Origin of the sequence: Mucilaginibacter sp. CSA2-8R (genome assembly GCF_038806765.1) — a bacterium.
Lineage (GTDB): Bacteria > Bacteroidota > Bacteroidia > Sphingobacteriales > Sphingobacteriaceae > Mucilaginibacter.
In genome coordinates this window covers 551,662-575,216 of record NZ_CP152389.1, presented here as the reverse complement: position 1 = coordinate 575,216, position 23,555 = coordinate 551,662, and the positions used below count along the sequence as shown (strand labels likewise).

Below are 23,555 nucleotides of genomic sequence, written 5' to 3'. Positions count from 1 at the left end.
TTAATCCGTTAAAATATTTGTGCCTGCGCGTCGGTTTTGCTGCAAAGCACGGTATAGGCATTAGCCAACTGCTCCTGTTTCTTTTTACCCATCAAATTACCTAAGTTGTTCTTAACTGCAAACTCAGCAGCTATTTTAATATCCGTGAGTACGCTTTTGGGCTTTTTTTGGTTGATGTAGGTATTAAACTTAGTCACCTCCGGCTCAATCATCGAGGTAAGGTCGGCCATAATTTCGAAGCCTTCGGTACGCAACAGGTAACGCAACGAGGTTGGTGTATAAACGTTAATGTGTCCGTAAGCCAAAAAATGCTTGATACGACCATCTACATTGGCCTTATAATCGCGCGGAACTTCGATAACACACATTTTGGCCACGCGTTTTAGCTCGCGCAGTAACAAGCGTTCGTGCTCTACGTGTTCCAGTACGTGCGAGAGAATAATCAAATCAAAGCTGTTATCGGCAAAAGGCAAGTGATAACCGTCAAATATCTGAACTGATTTGAGATTTTTGATTTCGCGCGATTGGATGTAAGCCACTCCGCTATCCGAAATTTCAACCGCATGATATTCGGGTGCGAAACCTTGCTCAGATAATATTTTTAAAATACTGCCATCGCCGGCACCTACTTCGAGCACTTTGTTAAACGTACGTCCTTTGCACACCTCAGTAATATGCTGGGCTTTGTACTTGGCACCCAACATACGCCAGGCCTCGTCGTGCTTTTTATAAAATTCGTCGTAGGCGGTTTTTACGTTACCGCTCAGCTTATCATCAGCCATAGCTTAAATGCCTAAACAGTTATCAGCCTTATAAAATACAGTAGTTGATTTATAATAAAACAAGCCCGGCGATATACCGCTGAACGGGATTTGTTTAAATCCTTTATCAAGTAAATAGCTGATACCATCGCGATAGTCGGGCCTTTCCGAATCATCGAGTACGATTACGCCATTGTCAGACAGCGCCTCAACGGCCTGGATACAGCAGTTTACCCGGTCGCGGCCATCAACAATAATAATATCAAAAGCTTCGCCCAGTTTAACCGGCATGCGGCAATAATCGCCGTCGCGCTGCAGTTCGCAAAAAATAATTTCTGCATTATCCGGCTTGGCTTTGTTTACTTTTTCAAACCATTCCTGGTCGTGCTCTACCGATACCACAATGCCCGTACGTTGTGCATAAAAGGTAGTAGAGTTACCCGAGCCAAACTCAAACACGGCATGCTCGGGTTTGAGGCGGTCTTTAATAAAATCGATAAACGAATAAGTTACCCACGGGATAGGCTTATTGTTACCATCAACCGGGGCTTTACTGTCAAAAGCCTTAAACCAGCCAATAGTATCAAGGTACCCTTTGCTGTTGAACGAGAGTAAAGAACGAAGCCTTTCCGGCTGTTTTATCAATTGCAGAAGTAAAGAAAAATTGCTCAACGATTAAATGCTTTTTGAAAAAGTGAAATTAAGAATAAAGATTTTAACATTTGCACGCCCTGCCCCCGAGTTTTGGGTATAAACAGGATAAAAAAAGTTGCTACCGCATACGCAACCAACGTTGCATAAGCCGCACCAATGATACCATAAGCCGGAATCCAAAATATATTAAGCACGATATTGATTAATGCGCCCACCCCGGTGCGCAACATCGAAAGCTTAAAATAGCCTTCGGCAATGAGGTATTGCCCGCTGGCGCTCCCTAAAAACACAAAAACACCAGCCCATACATGCACTGCTAAAACCGGTGCACCCGACCAAAACTCAGGGTGCCGGTGAAAAGCAATCTGGTAAATATACTTTGATGCAAAAGTCATGAATATGGCTATCGAAAGGCTCACAACCACCATCAGGTCGTACATATTTTGCAGCCGCTTAAAATAGCGGTCGATGTCAGTTTTACGGGCATAAACAATAGCCGGAAAAACGGAGGTTACAATAGCTACCGGTAAAAAATAAAAGCTTTCGCTCAAATTTGCAACGGTGGAATAGACACCTAACTGCGCACTACCCAAATAACCCTCAATCATCGCCTGGTCTATTTTCATGTAAATGGTTACCAAAACGGCAGAGAATGCTAACGGCCATGCATTTTTGAGCATGTATAAGGCGAGCGAATGGTCAAACTTCCAATCGGCTAAAGAAAGTTTATTGCTATAATAAGCCAAAACATAACCAACGGCCAGGATAAAGGCATCAAACAATAAAGCATATATGAACCAGATTAGCGGCATATGCAGCAGTACCAAGATTAGCTTAATAGCAGCCGACACTAAATTGCCGGCTACCTGTACATACATCACATATTTAGCCTGCACTTTAGCCTGAAAATAGCTTTCGATAATGGTAAAAGCCTGCACTACCGATGTCAGCGCGATAATAAGCACGTAATTTATCGGGGTATCCTGATGCCTGAAATGAGCGAGCGTCTGATAGGTAAAATAAACTAAAGGCAAGGTAGCGATCCCAGCAATTAAACGCATCCAAAATGCAGTGCCTAATAAGCTGTTTTGTTTTTCGGGATGATTAACCAGTTCGCGCGTTACAAATCCGTCCAATCCTAAAGCTGATATGGCCATAAAAAACACCACAATTGCCATTGGGTAATTCAGGATACCGTATTCTGCTGTTCCTAAATACCCTGACAGCACAAAGGTATTAACAATCATTTTGATGACCATACTACCCACTTTAGCCATCATCAGCATCCCCGTATTTTTAAAATACTTTTCAAATGCTTGCTGGTCAAATCCGGGAATGTTGGGTATGCGCATAATTAACAGGCGCAAAGGTATAAAAATGTTAACTACAGCCCGCCCATTATCATGGCTAAGTTGATTACGCTTTATACAAGTACAAATTTTATGTTATTTTGCCAACGCCTGTTTAGGTAACAGTAAACTGATTTACCATGATACCCAACCATCCTGATTTTAAACCGCTGCATTCTTACTCGCAAGACGGTGAAGATATGATGCTCAGACCGCTATTGATGGAGAGCGTACCCAATTATGCCGACTATAAAGGCTTTTTTGTGGATATTGGCGCACACCATCCGTTCCGGTTCTCAAACACCATGCATTTTTACGAGTTGGGCTGGCACGGCATCAACATAGAGCCTACGCCCGAAGCCATAGCCCTGTTTAACCAATACCGCCCTGAGGATATAAACCTCAATGTAGGTATTGGTGCCGAACAAACCCGCCAAACCCTGTATTGCTTTAACGATTCGGCGTTTAACAGTTTTGATAAAACAACTTCGGAAAGCCGGGATCAAGACAGCAGCCCTGTCCGTATTACCGAAACGGTAGAGGTAGATATTTACCCGCTGGAGCGGATACTGGATAAACATTTACCGGCAGGTACCACTATTAATTTTATGAGTGTAGATGTAGCCGGGCTGGATGTTAAAGTACTGCAATCAAACAACTGGGCTAAGTACCGCCCCAAATTTGTACTGGTAGAAGACGTGGATATCAATTTTAGCCATCTGGATGCTTCTGAGGCTCATGGCTTTTTAGCTAACCAGGGTTACCAGCTGGTGAGCAAAACCTTGCGTACGTTGATTTTTAAACTGATATAATCAAAAATATGTAAAACAAGAAAACCCAAGCCATGGCTTGGGTTTTCTTGTTTTATAGCAGTTCCTGACTAATTAAGCAGTCTGGAATTTTTTAGCGTTGATTTTACGCTCGTTCTCGTTCAAATAAATTTTACGGATACGGATGCTTGCAGGTGTAACCTCGATGTACTCATCAGCCTGGATATACTCCATAGATTCCTCTAAAGAGAATTTAATGGCTGGTGCAATACGTACGTTGGTATCGCTACCAGATGCACGCATGTTGGTCAACTGCTTGCCTTTGGTTAAGTTAATCACCAAATCGTTGTCGCGGATGTGCTCGCCTAATACCTGGCCTTCGTAAATGTCAACACCCGGTTCAATAAAGAAACGACCACGGTCTTGTAATTTATCGATAGCAAAAGCTGTAGTTTTACCGGTATCCATTGATACCAATACCCCGTTTGAACGGCCAGGTATAGTACCTTTCCAAGGCTCGTATGCTTTAAAACGGTGAGCCATAATAGCCTCGCCACCGGTAGCCGTTAATACGTTGTTACGTAAGCCGATGATACCACGTGCAGGAATTTCAAACTCCAGGTGCTGTAAATCGCCTTTAGGCTCCATTACTAACAAATCGCCTTTGCGCTGAGTTACCAGCTCAATTACTTTACCGGCTACATCACCAGGTACGTCAACAGTTAAAACTTCGACAGGCTCACATTTAACACCATCAATTTCTTTGATGATTACCTGAGGCTGACCTACTTGTAACTCATACCCCTCGCGGCGCATAGTTTCAATTAATACTGATAAGTGAAGAATACCACGGCCGTACACCAGGTAAGAGTCAGGCGATTCGGTTTCGATAACCTTCAATGCCAGGTTTTTCTCCATCTCTTTGTACAAACGATCACGCAGGTGGCGTGAGGTAACAAATTTACCTTCTTTACCGAAGAAAGGAGAAGTGTTGATGGTGAACAACATGTTCATGGTAGGCTCATCAATATGAATAACCTCCAGTTGCTCTGGTTTTTCAAAATCGGCAATAGTATCACCAATATCAAAACCCTCGATACCTACTACGGCGCAAATATCACCAGATTTAACTTCCTGAACTTTAACTTTACCTAAACCTTCGAAAGTATAAAGCTCTTTAATTCTTGATTTTTGAATAGTGCCATCGCGTTTTACTAAAGATACCGGCTGGTTTTCTTTGATAGTACCACGAGCAACACGACCTACTGCAATGCGGCCTACGAAAGATGAATAATCTAACGAGGTGATTTGCATTTGCAAGGTACCTTCGGCAATAGGTGCAGGAGGAATGTTTTCCAAAATTGCATCCATCAACGGGAAGATATCTTCTGTAGGTTTTTTATAATCGGTGCTCATCCAGCCTTGCTTAGATGAACCGTAAATAACAGGGAAGTTTAACTGCTCTTCGGTAGCATCCAGATTGAAGAACAATTCAAATATTTGCTCGTAAACTTCTTCAGGGCGACAGTTTTCTTTATCAACCTTGTTTACTACCACAATTGGTTTTAAGCCTAAAGCCAAAGCCTTTTGGGTTACAAAACGGGTTTGAGGCATAGCACCTTCAAAAGCATCACACAACAGCAATACACCGTCGGCCATTTTTAACACACGCTCAACCTCTCCGCCAAAATCGGCGTGACCAGGAGTATCAATAATGTTGATCTTGATGTCTTTATATCTTACCGATACGTTTTTAGAAACGATGGTGATGCCCCGCTCACGTTCCAGATCATTATTATCCAGAATCAGCTCGCCTGTTTCCTGATTGTCGCGGAAAATAGCGCAGCTATGAAGGATTTTATCAACCAAAGTAGTTTTACCGTGGTCAACGTGTGCTATAATAGCAATATTACGAATTTGATTTTGCATGAAATATGCCTCTTGAATTTTGCGCAAAGATAAGCTTAAATTATTGCATTTTAAAGCTTTGGCAGCTTTTTACAATTATTTGAATATTAGGCATAACCATCGTTTGTATAGTGCATTTTTGCTAATAATCTGGCAGCTTGAAAAACCCCTATACTACCTGTTAATTAAGTTTTGTACATTCTGTGCACTTAGCAGGCAGCAACAAATATTTTGATAATATAAAGCTTTTTCAGGTTTTCATGTTAAAGTAAACTTTATATACTACGCAAGTATTTGCTACGTATATAAATAATACAATCAGTAATTTTGCGACATGAGTTTTCAAACTATTGCCATTGCCATCATTTTTGCGGCAGCCGTATTTTACGTGGGCCGTTTGATTTATAAAAGCTTTGCAGCCAAAAAGGGTTGCGGCTCTAACTGCAAGTGCGGTGTTGATTTTTCGGATATTGACCCGGGCAAACTACGCTCATAAGAACGTTCCTTTTTTTCTGAACGTCTGTTGCAATCATTTTAACTTATGTCGCTTTTTCAATCAGGCACACGGCATAAGCTACCACACCTTCTTCGCGCCCAATAAAGCCCATCTGCTCATTGGTAGTTGCTTTGATAGAAATATCTTCTTCGCTGATACCGGCCGCTTCTGCAATCTTTTCTTTCATCTGCGGGATGTGAGGATTGATCTTCGGCGCTTCCAGACAAATCATGGCATCGATGTTACCAATCTGCCAGCCTTTTCCTTTTAATAACTCAACCACATGCTGCAGTAAAATCAAGCTGCTGATACCCCTCCAACGCTCATCTTTGTTTGAGAAATGATAACCTATATCGCGCAGGTTAGCAGCTCCCAGCAAAGCATCGCAAATGGCATGCACTATGACATCAGCATCCGAGTGCCCATAGGCACCGGCATGATGTGGCAGGGTAACTCCTCCCATTACAAAAGGATGCCCTTCTTTCAACTGGTGCACATCAAATCCAAATCCTACGCGTATTTTACTCATATTGTTATTTGCGGTCAAAGTTAACACTTAGTGTAAAACGAAGCGTATTGGCCAGTGCACTTTTTTGTTGGGATGCCACCAGGTAAGCTAAATCCAAATTAAAAATATCATACTTAAAGCCTGCACCTATGGTAGCGTATTGCCGGTTACCTTTTGATGGGTTTTCGTAAAAATAGCCGGCTCTTACAAAAAAGCGTTTATTATAACCATATTCGGCACCACCGGCATAACTAATTTCTTTTAATTCCTCGCTTGCACCACCGGGGGCATCTGCAAACGAGCCGAATATACCGGCTGGTACCGACCGATTATCATCGTACCCACGCACAATATTTCCTTGACTATCCCTGACAGGCGGTGTAGGTACTAAAAGTTTATTTAAATCGAGCGTAAGGGTGAACTGGTTGGCATTGTCCAGGTACCACGTGTCGGCTGCACCAATACGTAAATTAGATGGTAAAAAATAACTCGGCCCGTTTTCAACAAAGCTCATTTTGGTACCGATGTTAGAAAAATTGGCGCCGAAAGCCAACAGAGCATCTTTACCAAATTGCTGCGTTGGCTTTTGGTAATAAGCAGAAACATCGGTGGCTAAAGCATTGCCTGCTTTGCCCTGCTGCCCGTTGTAAACATTACCCGTACTTAGGTTAGAATGAATGTACCGCACTGACAGGCCTAACGAAAAATTTTGACCAAACTTACGGGCAAAAGCACCATCTATCGAAAACTCAGCAGGACGGTAAGTGCCCTGGTCGTTTTGGTTAACGTCAATCAATTGGATGTTACCTAAATTAAAGTAACGCAATGACAGGCTCAGCGTATTACGGTTGTCTACCCGGTGGGCATAACTCAGATAGGCCAGATTAACATCAGACACTAAATTGCGCAACCAGGGGCTATAAGAAAGGGAAACATTATCCTGCCCTTCAATAAACGCCAGTTTTGAGGCATTCCAGTAACTGGCATTAGCATCTGGCGAAAGCGCCACGCCTGCATCGCCCATGGCGCCGGACCGCGAATCGGGCGCTATGGTTAAAAACGGAACTGCTGTATTAATACCACCGGCACTGCTGCCGTTGGTATTGGTACCGGTATTGCCTACCGTACTCTGCGCTAAAAGCGCTGCCGGCAGAGTAAATAAGGCAAAGGTTAAAGCATAAAGCTTTCTGAATTTCATTACCGCAAAATAGCTCTATTTTCTTCAAAAAAACGATAATAAAAACCACACCTTAAAACCGCTTTTGCTAACCGACACAAATTGTCGTTATTTTTAAATAATACGTAACTTAGACGGCTGCGAAACCGTTAAACAGCCTGATCGCAAAACATTAATTAATTTACTTTAAATAAATTTCCGTCTAAGGATATTTATTATTTTTACTTACTAATTTTTTAAATATGATTAAGCATTTTACTCAATCTGCTTTATTATTGGGATGTGTGGGATTGTTATTAGGCAGTTGTGGTAAACCAATGCGGTCGCAAAAAACCGGTGTTGCCTATAATAATAAATATAATGGCGGCTACATGCGCTTCCAAAAAACGCATCCTGCTCCCGGGCCAGGTTTGATTCCGATTGAGGGTGGAACCTTTGTACTGGGTGGCAGCGCAGATCAGGATGTGACTTATGATTATAACAATACCCGCCGCCGTGTAACCGTTGCTTCGTTTTATATGGACGAAACCGAAGTATCAAACCAGGATTGGCTGGATTACTTGCATTATATAAGTATTACTTACCCCGGTGATCGTGAATTGTATTACAATGCCATGCCCGATACATTGGTTTGGCGCCGGCCCTTATCTTACAACGAACCATATGTTGATAATTATTTAAGGCACCCTGCTTTTCAGGATTATCCTGTAGTGGGCGTTACCTGGGAACAGGCACAAGAATATTGCGTTTTCCGTACTAACCAAATCAACGAAAATACATTGCGCGAAACCGGCCGTTTAGCCAGTTGGAAAGAGGCTTCGGGTAAAGGCGGTGCCGGTGGTACAGCTAATGGCGGTACCGGAGTTACCCAACCGTTTGATACTGATATTTACTTAAACGGCCAGTACAAAGGCCAGGGCATCGACGGCAAAAAAATGATGCCCGACATGAACCCGCTTGCTAAACCGGGCAACAATGGTAAAGCTATCCGTACCGTACGTATGGAAGATGGTATTTTAAGACCGGCCTACCGACTGCCTACAGAAGCCGAATGGGAATATGCTGCTTTGGGATTAGCCGGCAATACTGACTTTGAAAATATTGAAGACGGCAAAATTTACCCTTGGAACGGCATGGGCGTACGCTCGGCACAAAAACGTACCCGCGGTATGATTATGGCCAACTTTAAGCGCGGCGAAGGTGATAATATGGGTGTAGGCGGATCCTTAAATGATAAAGCCGACATTACTGCCCCCGTGCGTTCGTACCAGCCTAATGATTTTGGCTTGTACAATATGGCCGGTAATGTTAACGAATGGACAGGCGATACATACCGCCAGTTGACCTTTGAAGACGTTGAAGACTTCAACCCTTACCGTGGTAACGAGTACACCAACAAACGTTTAGCCGATCCCGAAAAAGGTATTTATGCAAAAGATAAATACGGGCGGCCAATAAAAGATGCTGCAAAATCAAACAAGAAACTACCTTGGAATGAGTTCATCGCGCAGCAGCAAGGACAGAAACCGGCAACAACCACTGCGGCTGCAACCGGCGGGGTACCAACCGGTACAGTTACTGCTTCGTTAAGCGGCAAGCCTTTTAAAGCCGACCAAAGGGGTTTTGTTGACTCGGTAGATAACAGTTTATATGGAGTTACTACTTTAGTTAACGACCACTCTAAAGTATACAAAGGCGGCTCTTGGAATGACCGCGCCATGTGGTTAAACCCGGCAACCCGCCGCTACATGGACCAGGGCGAAGCCAGTGCCGAAGTAGGATTCCGTTGCGCCATGAGCATGGTTGGTACATCTGAGATCAATCCGAGCGGCAAATCGCATTTCAGCGTTAAAAAACCCAAACCATATAATCCTAAAAAGTAAGAATACCCTTTAGGAGATAAACAAAACAAGCCGGCTAACGAATTAGCCGGCTTGTTTTGTTTATAACGTTTTATATTCTATTAAGCCAATTTGTTCGCTACACACATCAAGGTTAATGCACTTGCTTTTGATGATGGATTACGGCCTGAAAAAACATTACCCAGCCTATATTTAAACTTGGCTTTACCCATGTTACCTGACAGTACCTCTTTACCTAGATTGTGATTGTGCGGATAAACGTTTACACTAAAGCCATGCGGCTCTAAAACGCTTTCAAACATTTCAGTTTTAACACCATGACCAGGCTTGTGATGAATTTCGCAGGCTAAACCCCATTTTTGCTGGTCTGATGTTTTGTGGAACCCATGGCCTATAACGCGATACCACAGTAAGCGTGCATCCCAAAGTAATTTAGCTATGCCTTTATAATTCCAAGCCGAATATTGTGGGTCATGGTCGGTTACTAAAATGCCTCCCGGTTTTACTAACCTGGCTGCTTCTTTTAATACAGCATCCATATTTTCGCAATGGTGCAACGCGGCGTTTAATATTACAATATCAGCAATACCCGATTTAAACGGCAGATGATGCGCATCGGTCAATACAGGGATATAACCCAATTTTGCAGCAAAGTTTAAAGATGTCGGGGCTACATCAACCCCAATCAGATATTTAGGTTTACCCACTACATCTTTTAAGGTTGCATAGATGTTACCTGGCCCGCAACCAATATCAATTACTGTTTTGTCTGTCCAGTTGCCGGTGGCAGTCATCCACCTGCTTTTAAATGAGTCGCTCCGGTGGCAATAGGTTAGATACTCTTTTGCCCATTCCTGATTGTTGAAATAATAAGCATTGGCTTCCAAAGCTTTAGAACGCCTCAGGATAGGAAATTCCCAACAATTGTTTTTTAGTTCAAAAGTTATGCCTTCGTTTAATAAGGTTTGTATGTCCATCCATGTTTAAAAGTTGAGTTAGTTGTATTAGGAAGGATCGGCAAGGAGAGTTAAGGAACAGAGTAATATTTTCTGCAACCTTAATTAGATTGAATAAAATTAAAAAAACTAATTTAAATATGTTCAAACACGAATGTTAAATTTTATATTTTCATTTTAATTGTTAGGCAATTTATAGGCAAATACAAATGCAGTGACCTTTTAAGTTGTCTTCATGGGAATTGTTACAGATAGCAAATAACACTTACTGCGTAAGCGAGTATTGCACCAAATTAGCGCCCATTTTGAGCGCCTTTAACCTTACTTCCTGACTGTCGCCGGCGTAGGTGCCTAAATCTTCCCATCCATTACCCAAATCGCATTCTACATCATAAAAACAAACCAAGCGACCTTTGTAAATTAGTCCAAAACCTTGCGGGCGTTTACTGTCGTGCTCATGTATTTTGGGCAGGCCGTTCGGAAAGTCAAATTTTTGATGGTAAATAGGGTGGTTCAAGGGTAGTTCTACAAAATCAAGGTATGGGAATACCTTTTTCATTTGCGGACGGATAAATTTATCCAGGCCGTAATTATCGCAAATGTGCAAAAACCCACCTCCAATTAAGTATTTGCGCAAATTGCGTACTTCTAAATCAGAGAAGATGACATTGCCATGCCCCGTCATAAATACGAACGGATAGTTAAACAATTCGGAGCTGCCCACCTCTACTGTTTCGTCATCTGCCTTAAAGTTTGTTTTAAGGTTTTGATTGCAAAATTTAATCAAGTTAGGTAATGCTGTACGGTCGCCGTACCAGTCGCCGCCGCCATTATATTTGAGCCTTGCCAGCGTATAGGTGGGCACCTGCTGGTAACTGCAAAGCATAACCGCTAAAACAACAATGCAAAAGGTTTTAAATTTCATGAGCTTTATTAAAACGCCTTTGCAGTACTCCTATTGCACTTAAAATGACTTACCGGTTCAGAAAGTTTACTTCAAAACAGGCTTCGAGTGCTGCAGTTTCGGTACGCAGGCGGCTATCACCTAAAGTTATGGGTTTAAAGCCATGATACAAAGCGTCGGCAATCTCTTTTTCTGTAAAGTCACCTTCCGGACCAATCAGCACCAGGCACCGGCTACCCATTTGTAGTTGAGATGCCAGACTTACCTTATCATCGCCAGGCAAACAATGCGCAATAAATTTTTGTCCGTCAAAAGGCATACTTATCAGCTTGCTAAACGGCTGCAAGGTATTTAAAACAGGATGATAGGCTTTCAACGATTGCTTAACAGCTGATGTGATGATTTTATCCAAACGCTCTATCTTGGCATCTTTACGTTCAGAGCGTTGGCATAGAGTGAGTGAAACCTCGTCGATCCCTATTTCGGTAGCTTTTTCTAAAAACCACTCTATCCGCTCGATATTTTTGGTTGGCGCTACAGCAATGTGGAGGTAATGGTTGCGCTTGCCGTACTCGTGCTGCACATCAACAATAGCTAAAACCGTCTTTTTAGGATGCGGATCGGTGATGCGAGCCGTATACAAACCGCCTTTCCCGTCAACCAGAGTAACGGTATCTTCGGCTTCCAATCTTAACACCCGGATGCAGTGCTTGCTTTCTTCTTCACTTAAGGTATAAGAAGCAGCACCCACAGATAAATCCGGCGTGTAAAAGATGTGCATAAATAGATTTTGTTAGTTAATGTCGGAGACGTCTTCTTCGTTTAATAACAGCTCGAGTTTTACCGACTCCACATTCTGGTCAGACTTTTTGAGTACCGTTACATTGTAGCCGTTAGCTTCATGCTGTTCGCCCACTTCGGGTATTTTACCAAAAATCTCGCTCACCCAACCAGATACAGTATCAAAGTCGCCGTCTTCAGGTAAATCGTGTGGTAATTCTTCGTTCACATCGTAGATGGAGGCTACCGCACTCACAATAAACTCGCGATCGTTAACTTTATCTACAATTGGAATTTCTTCATCGTATTCGTCCTGTATCTCTCCCACCAATTCTTCTACAATATCTTCTAGCGTAACCATACCGGCAGTTCCGCCGAACTCGTCCAATACAATGGCAATTTGTATGCGCTTAAGCTGCAGTTCGGCCATCAAATCGTTGATTTTTTTGGTCTCCGGGATAAAGTATGGCTTGCGGATAATATCTTTTAGCTCGAACTCCGTTTTACGGGCTATCAGGTGTAAAATATCTTTAGCATGTACAATACCTACAATCTTATCAACTGTATCATCATAAACAGGCATGCGCGAATAACCTTCGGTAATCAGGCACTCTAAAAGGTCTTCTTGCGATGCACTGATATCGATACCTGATATTTTGGTGCGGGGCACCATGATATTCTTAACTACGCGCTCATTAAAATCAAACACATTTTTAATCAGTTCGTGCTCGTTAGAATCAAGCGCGCCGCTTTCCTTTCCCTGTTCCAGTAAGTATTGTAACTCTTCGGAACTGTGGTGCGACTCATCGCCGTGTACGGCGTTTACACCGAATAGGCTAAGTATAAAATTAGCAAAGGTGTTCAGCAACCAGATAGCAGGCCGGAACACCACAAAAAAGAAACGCAGCGGGTATGAAACCGTCATGGCCGTTCGTACCGAACGCTGGATAGCCAGGGTTTTAGGAGCTAACTCACCAAATACAATATGCAATATAGTAATGGTGATAAACGCAACCACGTGGCTGATATTGACAACCAATTCTGAAGTAATGACTACGCCAAACGTCTTAAATAAATTAAGCATTAACGCAGAAACCACTTCCTCGCCGGCCCAACCGAGTCCCAGCGATGCAATGGTAATACCCAGCTGCGTAGCAGCCAGGTAACCATCTAAATTATGCATTATACCACGGGCAACTTTAGCCATACGGCTACCGGCTTTTGCCTGTATTTCAATCTGTGATCCCCTAACCCGTACAATGGCAAACTCAGCTGCAACGAAAAAACCGTTCAGCAAAACCAAAAATATGGTCAGGAATATATGAAAACCGTTTATGTCTAAATCAGGGCCCATGTATTAGCTTTGGTACTCCGAGAAAGTTGACTGGTATAACTCCATACTTTCTGTAATTACTTTAAGCGCGTAAGGCTTACCCATCAAATGCTCAATGGTTACGTTCTTGCCTTCCAGCTTTTTGTAATCTTCAAAAAAGTTTCTGATCTCGATCATTGCGTGCGGAGGCAACTCACTTAAATCATTAACATAATTGATAGACATGTCGTTTTTAGCAACAGCAATAATTTTATCATCTTGCTCACCGCCATCAATCATGTGCATAACGCCAATAACTTTAGCTTCAATTAACGACATTGGATAAACATCAACCGAACTTAATACTAAGATATCAAGCGGGTCTTTATCGTCGCAGTAAGTTTGAGGTATAAAACCATAATTGGCCGGATATACTACTGAAGAAAATAATACACGGTCAAGCTTTAATAAACCTGAATCTTTATCAATTTCATATTTAGCTTTTGACCCTTTAGGAATTTCGATGATAGCATTTACTATCTCAGGAATGTTTTCGCCCGGACTAACCTGATGCCAGGGATGTTGTGTACTCATGTAATTTTGTATGAATATTTATTAAATTAATGTTCGTCTGTTTTGTTTGATAATTTACTTCTTTTTAAAAAAGCAATAACCAGCGGCACGCTGGTTACCACAATCAAAGCAATTACAATATACTGCAAATAATCTTTAAGTCCGGGATATTTTCTGCCTAAAAAAAAGCCCGAAAGCGTTAAGGTTGCCACCCAGGCAACACTGCCTACAAAATTATATAAACTAAATTTTTTAAAATCTACTTTAACAACACCCGCAAAGATAGGTGCAAATGTTCTGATAATAGGGAAAAATCTACCTAAAACAAGCGCCATGCCGCCATATTTCTCATAGAATTCTTCGGCCATTACAATATAGCGTTTTTTAAAGAATAAAGATTCTTTGCGATTTTCCATTAAAGGACCGGTTCGGTGGCCAAACCAGTATCCGGTATAATTACCCAATATGCCGGCCACAATAAGTGATGATACCAGCGTATAAACCGATACATCTAATAGGCCGGTAGCACAAAGCAAACCTGCCATAAACAAGAGATAGTCGCCAGGTAGAAAGAACCCGAAGAACAGTCCTGTTTCGGCATACACCACAATTAGTAAGAGGTAAAAGCCTCCTTTACTAATTATAGATTGTGCATCCGTCAGGTTCTGTAGATGTTCCCAGAAGTTTTCCATTCACAATATTTGTAAAACTACAAATATTAAATTAAATGCAGTAGCACCTGCAAATTATATCAGGTTTGATATCAGTGCCGGAAATATACCGATAACTAACGTAGCGAGTGCCGAAATACCCAGTACGATTTGGTAATAAGCCGGAACATTGAGTTCGTCGTGCTCGGCGGTGTGGAAATACATCGCGATAATTACCCTGAAATAATAGTATATACTGATGATAGCATTAATTACTGCAATAATAACCAGCCAGATCTGAAAGCGGGACATAGCGCCCGAAAACATCAGAAACTTACCCATAAAGCCAGCCGTTAATGGTATACCAGCTAACGATAGCATAGCTATGGTTAACACTGCCGCCAAAAAAGGGTTACGCTTGCTTAAGCCGTTAAAGCTCTCAAAGCTGTCGCTGCCTAATTGCTGCTGTACCAATAGTAATACGCCAAAGGCAATGATCGAAGCAACAGAATATGCCGTAGCGTAAATAAATATTGCATTGGCCGAACCGGCACTTAATGCCACAATTGCGAACAACAAATAACCGGCATGCGAAATGCTCGAAAAGGCCAGCATGCGCTTAAAGCTATGCTGATATAAAGCAGTGAGGTTACCGACAAATAAGGTGAGCACGGTGATGACCAGCAAAGTCGGCATCCAGAAATCTGCCAGCGGAGCAAAGCTGATAGCAAACAAACGCAGAAACGCCGCAAAGCCTGCAGTTTTAACTACAGTAGACATAAAGGCAGTAATTAACGTAGGCGAACCTTCGTAAACATCGGGCGTCCAGAAGTGGAATGGCGCTGCGCCTACTTTAAAGCACAGGCCAATAATCATCAATACAATACCTGTATGAAACAATGGGTTAATACCGCGCGGATGTGCTACAGCCCAATCACGGATAGCCTCAAGGTCAAACGAACCGGTAGCTCCATAAATAAGGGTTATACCAAATAATAAAAAGCCGGTAGAAAAAGCCCCCATCAAAAAGTATTTTAATGACGCTTCGTTTGAAGCAAAGCTTTTTTTATCAATGCCCGCCAGGATATATAAGCTTACCGACATAATTTCGATACCGATGAAAAGCATCGAAAGGTTATAGTAAGACACCATGACGATGATACCAGCCAACGAGAACAGGATGATGGCCAAATACTCGGCTACGTGCTCGCTGATGCGCTCAAAATAACCTTTAGACAACATCAGAATTAGTAGTGTTGACACAATAGCCGTAGCCGAAAATGCGATTGAAAAATTATCAAATAGCATCATGTTGTGATAAATAGGCACGGCACCATTATTCCATTGGTATACGGCCGATGCTAAACCCAACAGTAAACCCACTATGGTAACCGGCAGTAACAACTTATTAGCCTTAAATAAACCTAAGTACAACAGCACGATGGGCAATACAGCTATGATAATTAATGTGATCATCGTATATCTTAAAATCTTTTCTTCTTTATAATTTATTTGCAGCGTTGATAAACCAGCTCTATTTATGCAGTAACGCAGCTTGTATTTTCTGGTTAACACTGTTCATCAGGAGCGTTACCGACGGCTCAGTTAAATCTAAAACCGGTTTAGGGTAAACGCCGATAATGATGATGAAGGCGCAAATAATGCCCAGTATCAGTTTTTCACTTAAAGTAATATCGGTAAATAAGGCAGTGACCGCATTGGTTTCGCCCTGCATTACGTTTTTGTACATGCGCAGCATATATACCGCACCCAGTATAATGGTTAAGCCGGCTACAATGGCCATCCACATATTATAACGGTACACCCCATTTAGCAACAAGAACTCACCCACAAAACTGTTGGTAAGCGGCAAGGCTACCGAACCTAAAACAATAATTAAAAATACCGTAGCAAACTGCGGTGCTACTTTAGCAATACCACCCAACTGGCTGATGTCTCTGGTTTTTAACTGACGGCTGATGATGTCCCAGATAAAAAACAAACCTACTACCTCAATACCATGGTTTAGCATCTGTATCATGGCGCCCTGCAGACCCTGTGTGTTCCACGCCAGTAAGCCGGCCGCAATTAAACCAACGTGTGCTATGGATGAATAAGCAATCAGTCGTTTACCATCTGTTTGTTTAAAGGCAATGATGGAAGCGTAAACTATACCGATGATAGCCAGCCAAAGCGGGTTGTTCTGCCACTCGTAAAATGCAATAGGCGCTACCGGAATCATCCAGCGGATAGCGCCATAAATACCCATTTTTAGCATGATGCCCGATAACAGCATACTACCTGCGGCCGGAGCCTCGGTATAAGTATCAGGTTGCCAAGTATGCAACGGGAATATAGGCATCTTGATAGCAAAAGCCAGTAAAAAGCCGGCAAATACCCACGACTGCTGCGTAGTAGTTAAATTAAGCGCATAGTATTTAAAAATATCAAATGTATGCTCAGGTGTTTGCAGGTACAAGTAAATTAAGGCCAGCAACATAAACAGCGAACCGGCAAAAGTATAGATGAAAAATTTAAGGGTTACCTTAACCCGGTTTTCGCCGCCCCACATACCGCATATGAAGTAGATAGGTATCAAAGCCACTTCCCAGCCTACATAAAACAAGAAACCATCCAAAGCCGTAAATACCAACAGCAATCCAAACTGCATAAATAGGATGAGCGCATAAAATACCGAAGCATTTTTGTACTCGTGCTTAAAGGTGGTAGCGATAATAATGGGTACTAACAATACCGACAAAATGACCGGGATAATGTTGATCCCATCTATAGCCGCCGTAAAGTAAATGCCTAATTTGGGCATCCAGGCGGCCTCAGCAGTAAACTGCAAACCGCCATCCGGATGATATTGAGTGAGCATATAAACGCCCAGCACCAACTCGGCGAGCGAAAACAGCAGGGCAATGTTTTTTACAGCATTGCTTTTAATAAACAAAAGCGCCAGGGCTGCCAGTAAAGGTAAAAAGAGTAAAAAACTAACCGTCATGGTATATGCAGTAAACGCTTAACTAAAATTTTATTAAACTATAAAGTAGTACGGCAATAATGCCGATTACCATCATCAACAAATAAAAACCAACATTACCGGTTTGCAGCAGGCGTAAACCACGACCAGCCTCAATAGGGCTTTGTGCCACACCGTTTACAATGCCATCAATACCCAGCTTATCAACCACCTTGTAAAAGAACGCCGATAAGGCATCTAACGGTCGGCGAATAATGGCATCATAAATCTCGTCGATATAAAATTTATTGAACGAAAGTTTTTCCAATGCCGGGCGCTCTGCCTCATCAGCCAAAGGCACCTCAGCTTTAGATATATATTTCATGTACGCATAAATCAATGCTAATACTGCACCACCTACCGATACGCCCATCAACATCAATTCGGTATTTCGGGCTATAAACATTTTACCAGTGTGCGAAGCTGAAGAGCTTAGCACAGGTTCGAGCCACTGCTCCAGCCAATGATGACCGCCTAATGCTTCGGGCACGCCCATGAAACCGCCTCCGGTTGACAGCACAGCTAAAACAATAAGTGGAATTGTCATGCTTGGAGGCGACTCGTGCAGGTGATGTTCCTGCTCGTGTGTGCCTCTGAATTTGCCCCAGAAAGTAAGGAACATTAACCTAAACATGTAAAAAGAAGTAAACATGGCACCCAGCACACCAAATACATAAAGTATAGGGCTATGCATGTAGGTATGCGCCAAGATTTCATCTTTAGAAAAGAAGCCGGCAAAAGGCGGAATACCGGATATAGCCAGTGTACCAATGAGCATGGTGATAAACGTTACCGGCAGTTTGCCCTTCAGCCCACCCATCGAGCGCATATTCTGCTCACCGCTTACCGCGTGGATAACCGAACCGGCTCCCAGGAACAACAGGGCTTTAAAGAAGGCATGAGTTAATACGTGGAAAAATGCGCCGGTATACGCGCCAACCCCCAAACCCAAAAACATGTAGCCTAACTGCGATACTGTAGAGTAGGCCAATACCTTTTTAATGTCGGTTTGGGTAAGTGCAATGAGCGCAGCCAGCAATATAGTAGCAATACCCACAATGGCAATCACATGCTGTGTTAATGGCGAAAGCGTAAATAAGATGTTAGACCGGGCAATCATGTATATACCGGCAGTAACCATGGTTGCTGCGTGTATGAGTGCCGAAACCGGTGTTGGGCCAGCCATAGCGTCGGGCAGCCAGGTAAACAAAGGTATTTGCGCCGATTTACCGGTAGCGCCAACAAATAGTAACAGCGTAATCAGCACCAGTGTAGTATCGCCGGTGTGCATACCTGCTGCCTTGACAAAAACATCGGCGTAAGTAACGCTGCCAAATGTTTTCATAATGATAAATACACCGATTAAAAAACCTAAGTCGCCGATGCGGTTCATCACAAAAGCCTTTTTGGCGGCATCAGCATAACTTGGATTGGTAAACCAGAAACCGATTAGCAGGTAAGAGCACAAACCAACACCTTCCCAGCCAATAAACATGATGATGTAATTGGCGCCCATCACCAGCAGCAACATAAAGAAAACAAACAGATTCAAGTAAGCGAAAAACTTACCGAAACCGTTATCATGACTCATGTAACCGATAGAATACAGGTGAATTAAAAACCCAATACCCGTGATGATGAGCAGCATGATAGAACTTAAACGGTCTACCAGAAAAGAAAAGGGAATATTTACATCGCCCACCTTGATCCACTCAAAATACGTTTTGGTGATATGCTCAGTGGTTTTTACTTCCATAAAAACGCCAACACTTATTAAAAACGGAATGAAAACCGCTAAACTAGCGATACCGCCAATCAGGCTTTTAGGTAAAGTATTGCGGCCTAATCCGTTAATTATAAAACCTGCTAGAGGTAATAAGGGAATAAGCCAGATGTATTTATCCATAATTGTGTTATAGTATTCGGCAGTGAAACTTTAGTTGCAGATGAACGAGTTTTTTGCTGCTGGGTTTATTATCAGTTGTTTGTAATTATGCTATAAAATGATTGATGACTATAATGCCCTTACCACTTTAAACGGTTCAAAATATCTACGTCGATAGAGTTGGTGTTGCGATGTATCATGACGATGATAGCCAGGCCGATAGCAATTTCGGCAGCAGCCAGCGCCATAATAAAAAACACAAACACCTGCCCGTTAGGGTCATTGCTGTAAACTGAAAAAACAGTAAGCAACAGGTTAACGGCATTCAGCATCAGCTCAACCGACATAAATACTACAATGGCGTTGCGACGAATTAACACACCGATTACACCTATTGAAAATATGATAGCGCTTAACAGGATATAATGATTAAGCGGAACAATCTTGATAGCTTGGGTTAAACTTTCCATTTAGGCAGCAACTTTAGGTTTATTATCACGGGTGGCCAGTAAAACAGCGCCCACCATGGCAGATAGTAAAAGGATAGACGATACTTCGAAGGGTAACAAAAACTCGCTGAAAAGTACTTTGCCCAAATTTTGCACCGAACCCAAATTTACGTTTTGCAATACAACCGGCTGAGATTTAGCTAAACCCTTAACTGCAGCTATTAAGGTAACCAGTAATGAGCCGCCGCCAATGATGCCAATCATTTTCACATAAATGCTTTTGGTGGGTTCGGCATCCTTATTCAGGTTGAGCATCATCATCACAAACAGGAACAGCACCAGGATGGCCCCCATGTAAACAATAAAGTTTACGATAGCCAAAAACTGTGCATTCAATAAAATATAATGGATGGTAAACGTAAAGAAGGTGATAATGAGGTATAAAACACTATGCACCGGGTTTTTAGCAAATATAACCAGCAGCGAAAACAGGATGGAAAGAAATGCAATAAAGTAAAATATACTCATAAGGCTTTGAAACAAAATACCTTTAGCGGCCAATAGGTTAGTGCCGGTAAAGGTAAACTCTTTTTATTGGTTTAAAGGCGGCTCAACTAATTTGTCTTTACCATAAATAAAGTCTTTTCGCGTAAAGTCGGTCGGTACGATGTCGCCATCCAGGTAAATAGCTTCTTTGGGACAGGCTTCTTCGCACAAACCGCAAAAAATGCAGCGCAGCATGTTAATTTCATACACGGCAGCATATTTTTCTTCGCGGTACAGGTTTTCTTCACCTTTCTGGCGTTCGGCGGCAGTCATAGTAATAGCTTCGGCCGGGCACGAGAGCGCACACAAACCACAGGCCGTACAGCGCTCGCGTCCGTCCTCATCACGTTTTAGCGAGTGCAAACCACGAAAGTTTTCAGAAAATTCGCGCTTTTGTTCAGGGTAACGTATGGTAACATCTTTCTTAAAAAAGTGCTTCATCGTAATGCTTAAGCCCTGACCTATTGCAGGCAGGTAAGCACGTTCCCAAAAGTTGAGAGGTTTAACTTCTATCAGTTTTCGCTTGTTACTTAATGGTTCCATATCAAGATTAAGCAAAGTGTTTAATTAAGGTAGCAATTACACCGGTTAATACAATGTTGGCAATAGCCAGCGGTATTAATTTTTTCCAGCCCAGGTGCATCAACTGGTCATAACGGAAACGCGGGATAGTCCAGCGTACCCACATAAAAAAGAAGATGAAAGCAAATATTTTGGCAAATAATACTATTACTCCAACAATAGGTGCGATAGTTGGCCCCGCATGCGCAGCAACCCAGTCCATACCCGGATAGTTATAACCGCCCCAATATAAAGTAGCCATTACTGCCGATGATACAAACATATTGATATACTCAGCAAATAGGTAAAAACCCAATTTCATGGATGAATATTCGGTATGATAACCACCTACCAGCTCGGTTTCGCACTCAGGTAAATCGAACGGGCTACGGTTAGTTTCGGCAAAAGCGCATACCATAAATATTAAAAAGCCCAGCGGCTGATAGATTACATTCCAATGCCAGCCATGTTGTTGCTCGGCAATTTCTTTTAAACTTAATGTACCCGTAAGCATCAACAGGGCAATGATGGATAAGCCCATCGAAATTTCGTAGCTGATACTTTGTGATGCCGCACGGATGGCACCCATTAAAGAATATTTATTGTTAGATGCCCAGCCACCAATCATGATGCCATACACACCTAAGGATACTACGCCAAAAATATACAAGATACCTACGTTAATATCGGTAACCTGCAAATCAATTACGCGCGAGCCAATTTGCATTTGCGGCCCCCACGGAATCACCGCGGAACCTATACAAGCCGTCATGATAGCGAGTGACGGGCCAACTACAAACAAAAAACCACTTGCACGCGTCGGGATGATTTCTTCTTTCATGAACATTTTGGCACCATCAGCCAAAGGCTGCAGTATACCAAACGGGCCGGCGCGGTTTGGGCCTACCCTATCCTGCAGAAATGCGGCCACTTTACGCTCAGCATAAGTAGAGTACATAGCCACTACCAGGCTAATGGCGAAAATGACTAATACCAGTACCAGTTTTATGATTAAATCACTTAGTTCCATTACAGTCTTGTCTCCCGTTCAAATTGTTCTTTATTAGCTTCCTGCAATACCGGGTTGGTTTTAACTACCGGCAGCGGATGCAATGTTTCGTAGTGGTTAGAGCTGATTACCGATTGATTAGACACCTTACGCGGGCCTTCAATTACCCAATCGCTGGTTTTCTTTTTATCAAAACGGCAGGTATTACAGATAAATTCTTCTACCTCACCGTACTGATCTTTACGGGCAGTTACCCGCAACACATCCTCGCCTTTGTACCAGAGCGTAACCTTGCCGTTACATTTTTCATGTTCGCAATTGCGGTGCGCTTCAACAGGCTTGGTAAACCATACCCGGTTTTTAAAACGGAACGTTTTATCAGTTAATGCTCCTACCGGGCACACATCAATGACATTACCCGAAAAATCATTATCAACAGCTTTGTGGATGTAAGTAGAAATCTCGGCATGATCGCCACGATTTAATACACCGTGAACGCGCTGATTGGTAATCTGATCGGCTGTGAACACGCAGCGGTAGCATAAAATACAACGGTTCATGTGCAGTTGTATCTTGTCGCCTATGTCAATACGCTCGAAGGTACGGCGGTCAAACTCATAGCGGGTTTTAGCAGCGCCGTGTTCAAAGCCTAAATCCTGCAGGTGGCATTCACCGGCCTGGTCGCAAACGGGGCAATCTAACGGGTGATTAATCAACAGCATTTCTACTACACCCTTGCGTGCCTCTCTTACCTCGGGCGATGTGATGTTTTGCACTTCCATCCCGTCCATTACCGCAGTACGGCATGAGGCTACCAATTTGGGCATAGGTCGCGGGTCTTTTTCAGAACCCTTGCTTACCTTTACCAAACAAGTACGGCATTTACCACCACTGCCTTCCAATTTAGAGTAATAGCACATGGCAGGTGGTACAATATCACCTCCTATTTGCCGGGCAGCATTTAAAATACTGGTCCCTGGTTCAACATCAATACTAATTCCGTCAATAGTTACTTTAACCATTATTAGCCTTTATTTCTGATATAAGCCAGATAATCTCCGCCTATAATCTGTATAACATTATTATCAAGCAAGGGCTTATAAACATATACCCAACACCTGATTTGTTTTCCGCCTTCCAACCGCACTATATGCAGCTCCCGGCGGTATTCATCTCCCTCGTATTCATCAAGCGTAGCAAGAACCTTATTGGTTGATGCTAGTTGGTAAACCTCTCCCTGTACATCATCTTTCTCGTCTGCCGAGGTTATCAATGCCGGATAAGCGCCTAAATCAAATATTCTTCCTTTTAGTTTGCCTTGCCCCTCGTACTGCATCAACTCCGCTACCGCATTGAGTGCATTGTTGTTGAAATGGCTAAGCAATGTGCCGTAAACAAACAAGTGCTCCATTCCTTTTGC

24 protein-coding genes are annotated in these 23,555 nt (G+C 42.6%); 3 read left to right on the top strand and 21 right to left on the bottom strand.

Going from position 1 to position 23,555, the window contains the following annotated elements:
* Window positions 1–8: 8 nt before the first annotated feature.
* Genes AAGR14_RS02455 through AAGR14_RS02445 form a run of 3 tightly spaced genes read right to left on the bottom strand, consistent with a single transcriptional unit; the run spans window position 9 to window position 2,767 of the window.
* Window positions 9–782 (bottom strand): methyltransferase domain-containing protein, encoded by a 774-nt coding sequence (locus AAGR14_RS02455; RefSeq protein ID WP_342647012.1) that lies wholly within the window; start codon window positions 780–782, stop codon window positions 9–11.
* Between the two features lie 3 nt (window positions 783–785).
* Window positions 786–1,406, bottom strand: coding sequence for an FkbM family methyltransferase (locus tag AAGR14_RS02450; protein WP_342647011.1), 621 nt, complete (start codon window positions 1,404–1,406; stop codon window positions 786–788).
* 23 nt (window positions 1,407–1,429) lie between these two features.
* The gene (locus AAGR14_RS02445) at window positions 1,430–2,767 is read right to left on the bottom strand and encodes a flippase (RefSeq protein WP_342647010.1); all 1,338 of its coding nucleotides are present in this window, start codon (window positions 2,765–2,767) and stop codon (window positions 1,430–1,432) included.
* 137 nt (window positions 2,768–2,904) lie between these two features.
* On the opposite strand from AAGR14_RS02445, the gene AAGR14_RS02440 reads away from it, so the two are divergent.
* Window positions 2,905–3,576 (top strand): FkbM family methyltransferase, encoded by a 672-nt coding sequence (locus AAGR14_RS02440; protein WP_342647009.1) that lies wholly within the window; start codon window positions 2,905–2,907, stop codon window positions 3,574–3,576.
* Window positions 3,577–3,648: 72 nt separating this feature from the next.
* Here AAGR14_RS02440 and typA read toward each other — a convergent pair whose 3' ends face one another.
* Entirely contained in the window at window positions 3,649–5,463 is a 1,815-nt protein-coding gene (gene typA, locus AAGR14_RS02435) for a translational GTPase TypA (protein WP_342647008.1), read from the bottom strand.
* A 313-nt stretch (window positions 5,464–5,776) separates the two neighbouring features.
* Here typA and AAGR14_RS02430 point away from each other — a divergent pair, with 313 nt between their 5' ends.
* Entirely contained in the window at window positions 5,777–5,938 is a 162-nt protein-coding gene (locus tag AAGR14_RS02430) for a FeoB-associated Cys-rich membrane protein (protein ID WP_342647007.1), read from the top strand.
* Between the two features lie 43 nt (window positions 5,939–5,981).
* Here AAGR14_RS02430 and ispF read toward each other — a convergent pair whose 3' ends face one another.
* Together ispF and porV are read right to left on the bottom strand one after the other, a co-directional pair.
* Window positions 5,982–6,467 carry a 2-C-methyl-D-erythritol 2,4-cyclodiphosphate synthase gene (gene ispF, locus AAGR14_RS02425; RefSeq protein WP_342647006.1) on the bottom strand — a complete coding sequence of 162 codons (486 nt, stop codon included), beginning with the start codon at window positions 6,465–6,467 and terminating at the stop codon, window positions 5,982–5,984.
* 4 nt (window positions 6,468–6,471) lie between these two features.
* The gene (gene porV, locus AAGR14_RS02420) at window positions 6,472–7,644 is read right to left on the bottom strand and encodes a type IX secretion system outer membrane channel protein PorV (protein WP_342647005.1); all 1,173 of its coding nucleotides are present in this window, start codon (window positions 7,642–7,644) and stop codon (window positions 6,472–6,474) included.
* A 221-nt stretch (window positions 7,645–7,865) separates the two neighbouring features.
* Between porV and AAGR14_RS02415 the strand changes: the two genes are divergently transcribed.
* A complete protein-coding gene (locus AAGR14_RS02415; RefSeq protein ID WP_342647004.1) occupies window positions 7,866–9,506 on the top strand; it encodes an SUMF1/EgtB/PvdO family nonheme iron enzyme in 1,641 nt (546 codons plus the stop codon).
* A gap of 80 nt (window positions 9,507–9,586) precedes the next feature.
* On the opposite strand, the gene AAGR14_RS02410 is transcribed toward AAGR14_RS02415, so the two are convergent.
* The 15 genes from AAGR14_RS02410 to AAGR14_RS02340 form a co-directional block, all read right to left on the bottom strand.
* The gene (locus AAGR14_RS02410; RefSeq protein ID WP_342647003.1) at window positions 9,587–10,462 is read right to left on the bottom strand and encodes a class I SAM-dependent methyltransferase; all 876 of its coding nucleotides are present in this window, start codon (window positions 10,460–10,462) and stop codon (window positions 9,587–9,589) included.
* 244 nt (window positions 10,463–10,706) lie between these two features.
* On the bottom strand, window positions 10,707–11,366 hold the full coding sequence (locus AAGR14_RS02405; protein WP_342647002.1) for a DUF4159 domain-containing protein: 660 nt from the start codon (window positions 11,364–11,366) through the stop codon (window positions 10,707–10,709).
* Between the two features lie 49 nt (window positions 11,367–11,415).
* Window positions 11,416–12,126, bottom strand: a complete 711-nt coding sequence (locus AAGR14_RS02400; protein ID WP_342647001.1) for a 16S rRNA (uracil(1498)-N(3))-methyltransferase — start codon at window positions 12,124–12,126, stop codon at window positions 11,416–11,418.
* A 12-nt stretch (window positions 12,127–12,138) separates the two neighbouring features.
* Window positions 12,139–13,479, bottom strand: coding sequence for a hemolysin family protein (locus AAGR14_RS02395; protein WP_342647000.1), 1,341 nt, complete (start codon window positions 13,477–13,479; stop codon window positions 12,139–12,141).
* A gap of 3 nt (window positions 13,480–13,482) precedes the next feature.
* Entirely contained in the window at window positions 13,483–14,031 is a 549-nt protein-coding gene (locus AAGR14_RS02390) for an inorganic diphosphatase (RefSeq protein WP_342646999.1), read from the bottom strand.
* 26 nt (window positions 14,032–14,057) lie between these two features.
* Window positions 14,058–14,702 carry a VTT domain-containing protein gene (locus AAGR14_RS02385; RefSeq protein ID WP_342646998.1) on the bottom strand — a complete coding sequence of 215 codons (645 nt, stop codon included), beginning with the start codon at window positions 14,700–14,702 and terminating at the stop codon, window positions 14,058–14,060.
* A gap of 54 nt (window positions 14,703–14,756) precedes the next feature.
* Entirely contained in the window at window positions 14,757–16,136 is a 1,380-nt protein-coding gene (locus AAGR14_RS02380) for an NADH-quinone oxidoreductase subunit N (protein ID WP_342646997.1), read from the bottom strand.
* Between the two features lie 58 nt (window positions 16,137–16,194).
* Entirely contained in the window at window positions 16,195–17,667 is a 1,473-nt protein-coding gene (locus AAGR14_RS02375) for an NADH-quinone oxidoreductase subunit M (protein ID WP_342646996.1), read from the bottom strand.
* A gap of 22 nt (window positions 17,668–17,689) precedes the next feature.
* Window positions 17,690–19,591 carry an NADH-quinone oxidoreductase subunit L gene (nuoL, locus tag AAGR14_RS02370; protein ID WP_342646995.1) on the bottom strand — a complete coding sequence of 634 codons (1,902 nt, stop codon included), beginning with the start codon at window positions 19,589–19,591 and terminating at the stop codon, window positions 17,690–17,692.
* Window positions 19,592–19,710: 119 nt separating this feature from the next.
* Complete coding sequence (gene nuoK, locus AAGR14_RS02365) at window positions 19,711–20,040, bottom strand: NADH-quinone oxidoreductase subunit NuoK (RefSeq protein WP_342646994.1); 330 nt, start codon at window positions 20,038–20,040, stop codon at window positions 19,711–19,713.
* Complete coding sequence (locus AAGR14_RS02360; protein ID WP_342646993.1) at window positions 20,041–20,547, bottom strand: NADH-quinone oxidoreductase subunit J; 507 nt, start codon at window positions 20,545–20,547, stop codon at window positions 20,041–20,043.
* 63 nt (window positions 20,548–20,610) lie between these two features.
* Window positions 20,611–21,108, bottom strand: a complete 498-nt coding sequence (locus tag AAGR14_RS02355) for an NADH-quinone oxidoreductase subunit I (protein WP_342646992.1) — start codon at window positions 21,106–21,108, stop codon at window positions 20,611–20,613.
* Between the two features lie 7 nt (window positions 21,109–21,115).
* A complete protein-coding gene (gene nuoH, locus AAGR14_RS02350) occupies window positions 21,116–22,156 on the bottom strand; it encodes an NADH-quinone oxidoreductase subunit NuoH (protein WP_342646991.1) in 1,041 nt (346 codons plus the stop codon).
* Window positions 22,156–23,157, bottom strand: a complete 1,002-nt coding sequence (locus AAGR14_RS02345) for a 2Fe-2S iron-sulfur cluster-binding protein (RefSeq protein ID WP_342646990.1) — start codon at window positions 23,155–23,157, stop codon at window positions 22,156–22,158. The genes nuoH and AAGR14_RS02345 overlap by 1 nt, the downstream gene beginning before the upstream one ends.
* A gap of 2 nt (window positions 23,158–23,159) precedes the next feature.
* Window positions 23,160–23,546: a gamma-glutamylcyclotransferase family protein gene (locus AAGR14_RS02340; RefSeq protein ID WP_342646989.1), complete on the bottom strand. Its 387-nt coding sequence runs from the start codon at window positions 23,544–23,546 to the stop codon at window positions 23,160–23,162.
* Between the last annotated feature and the right edge of the window lie 9 nt (window positions 23,547–23,555).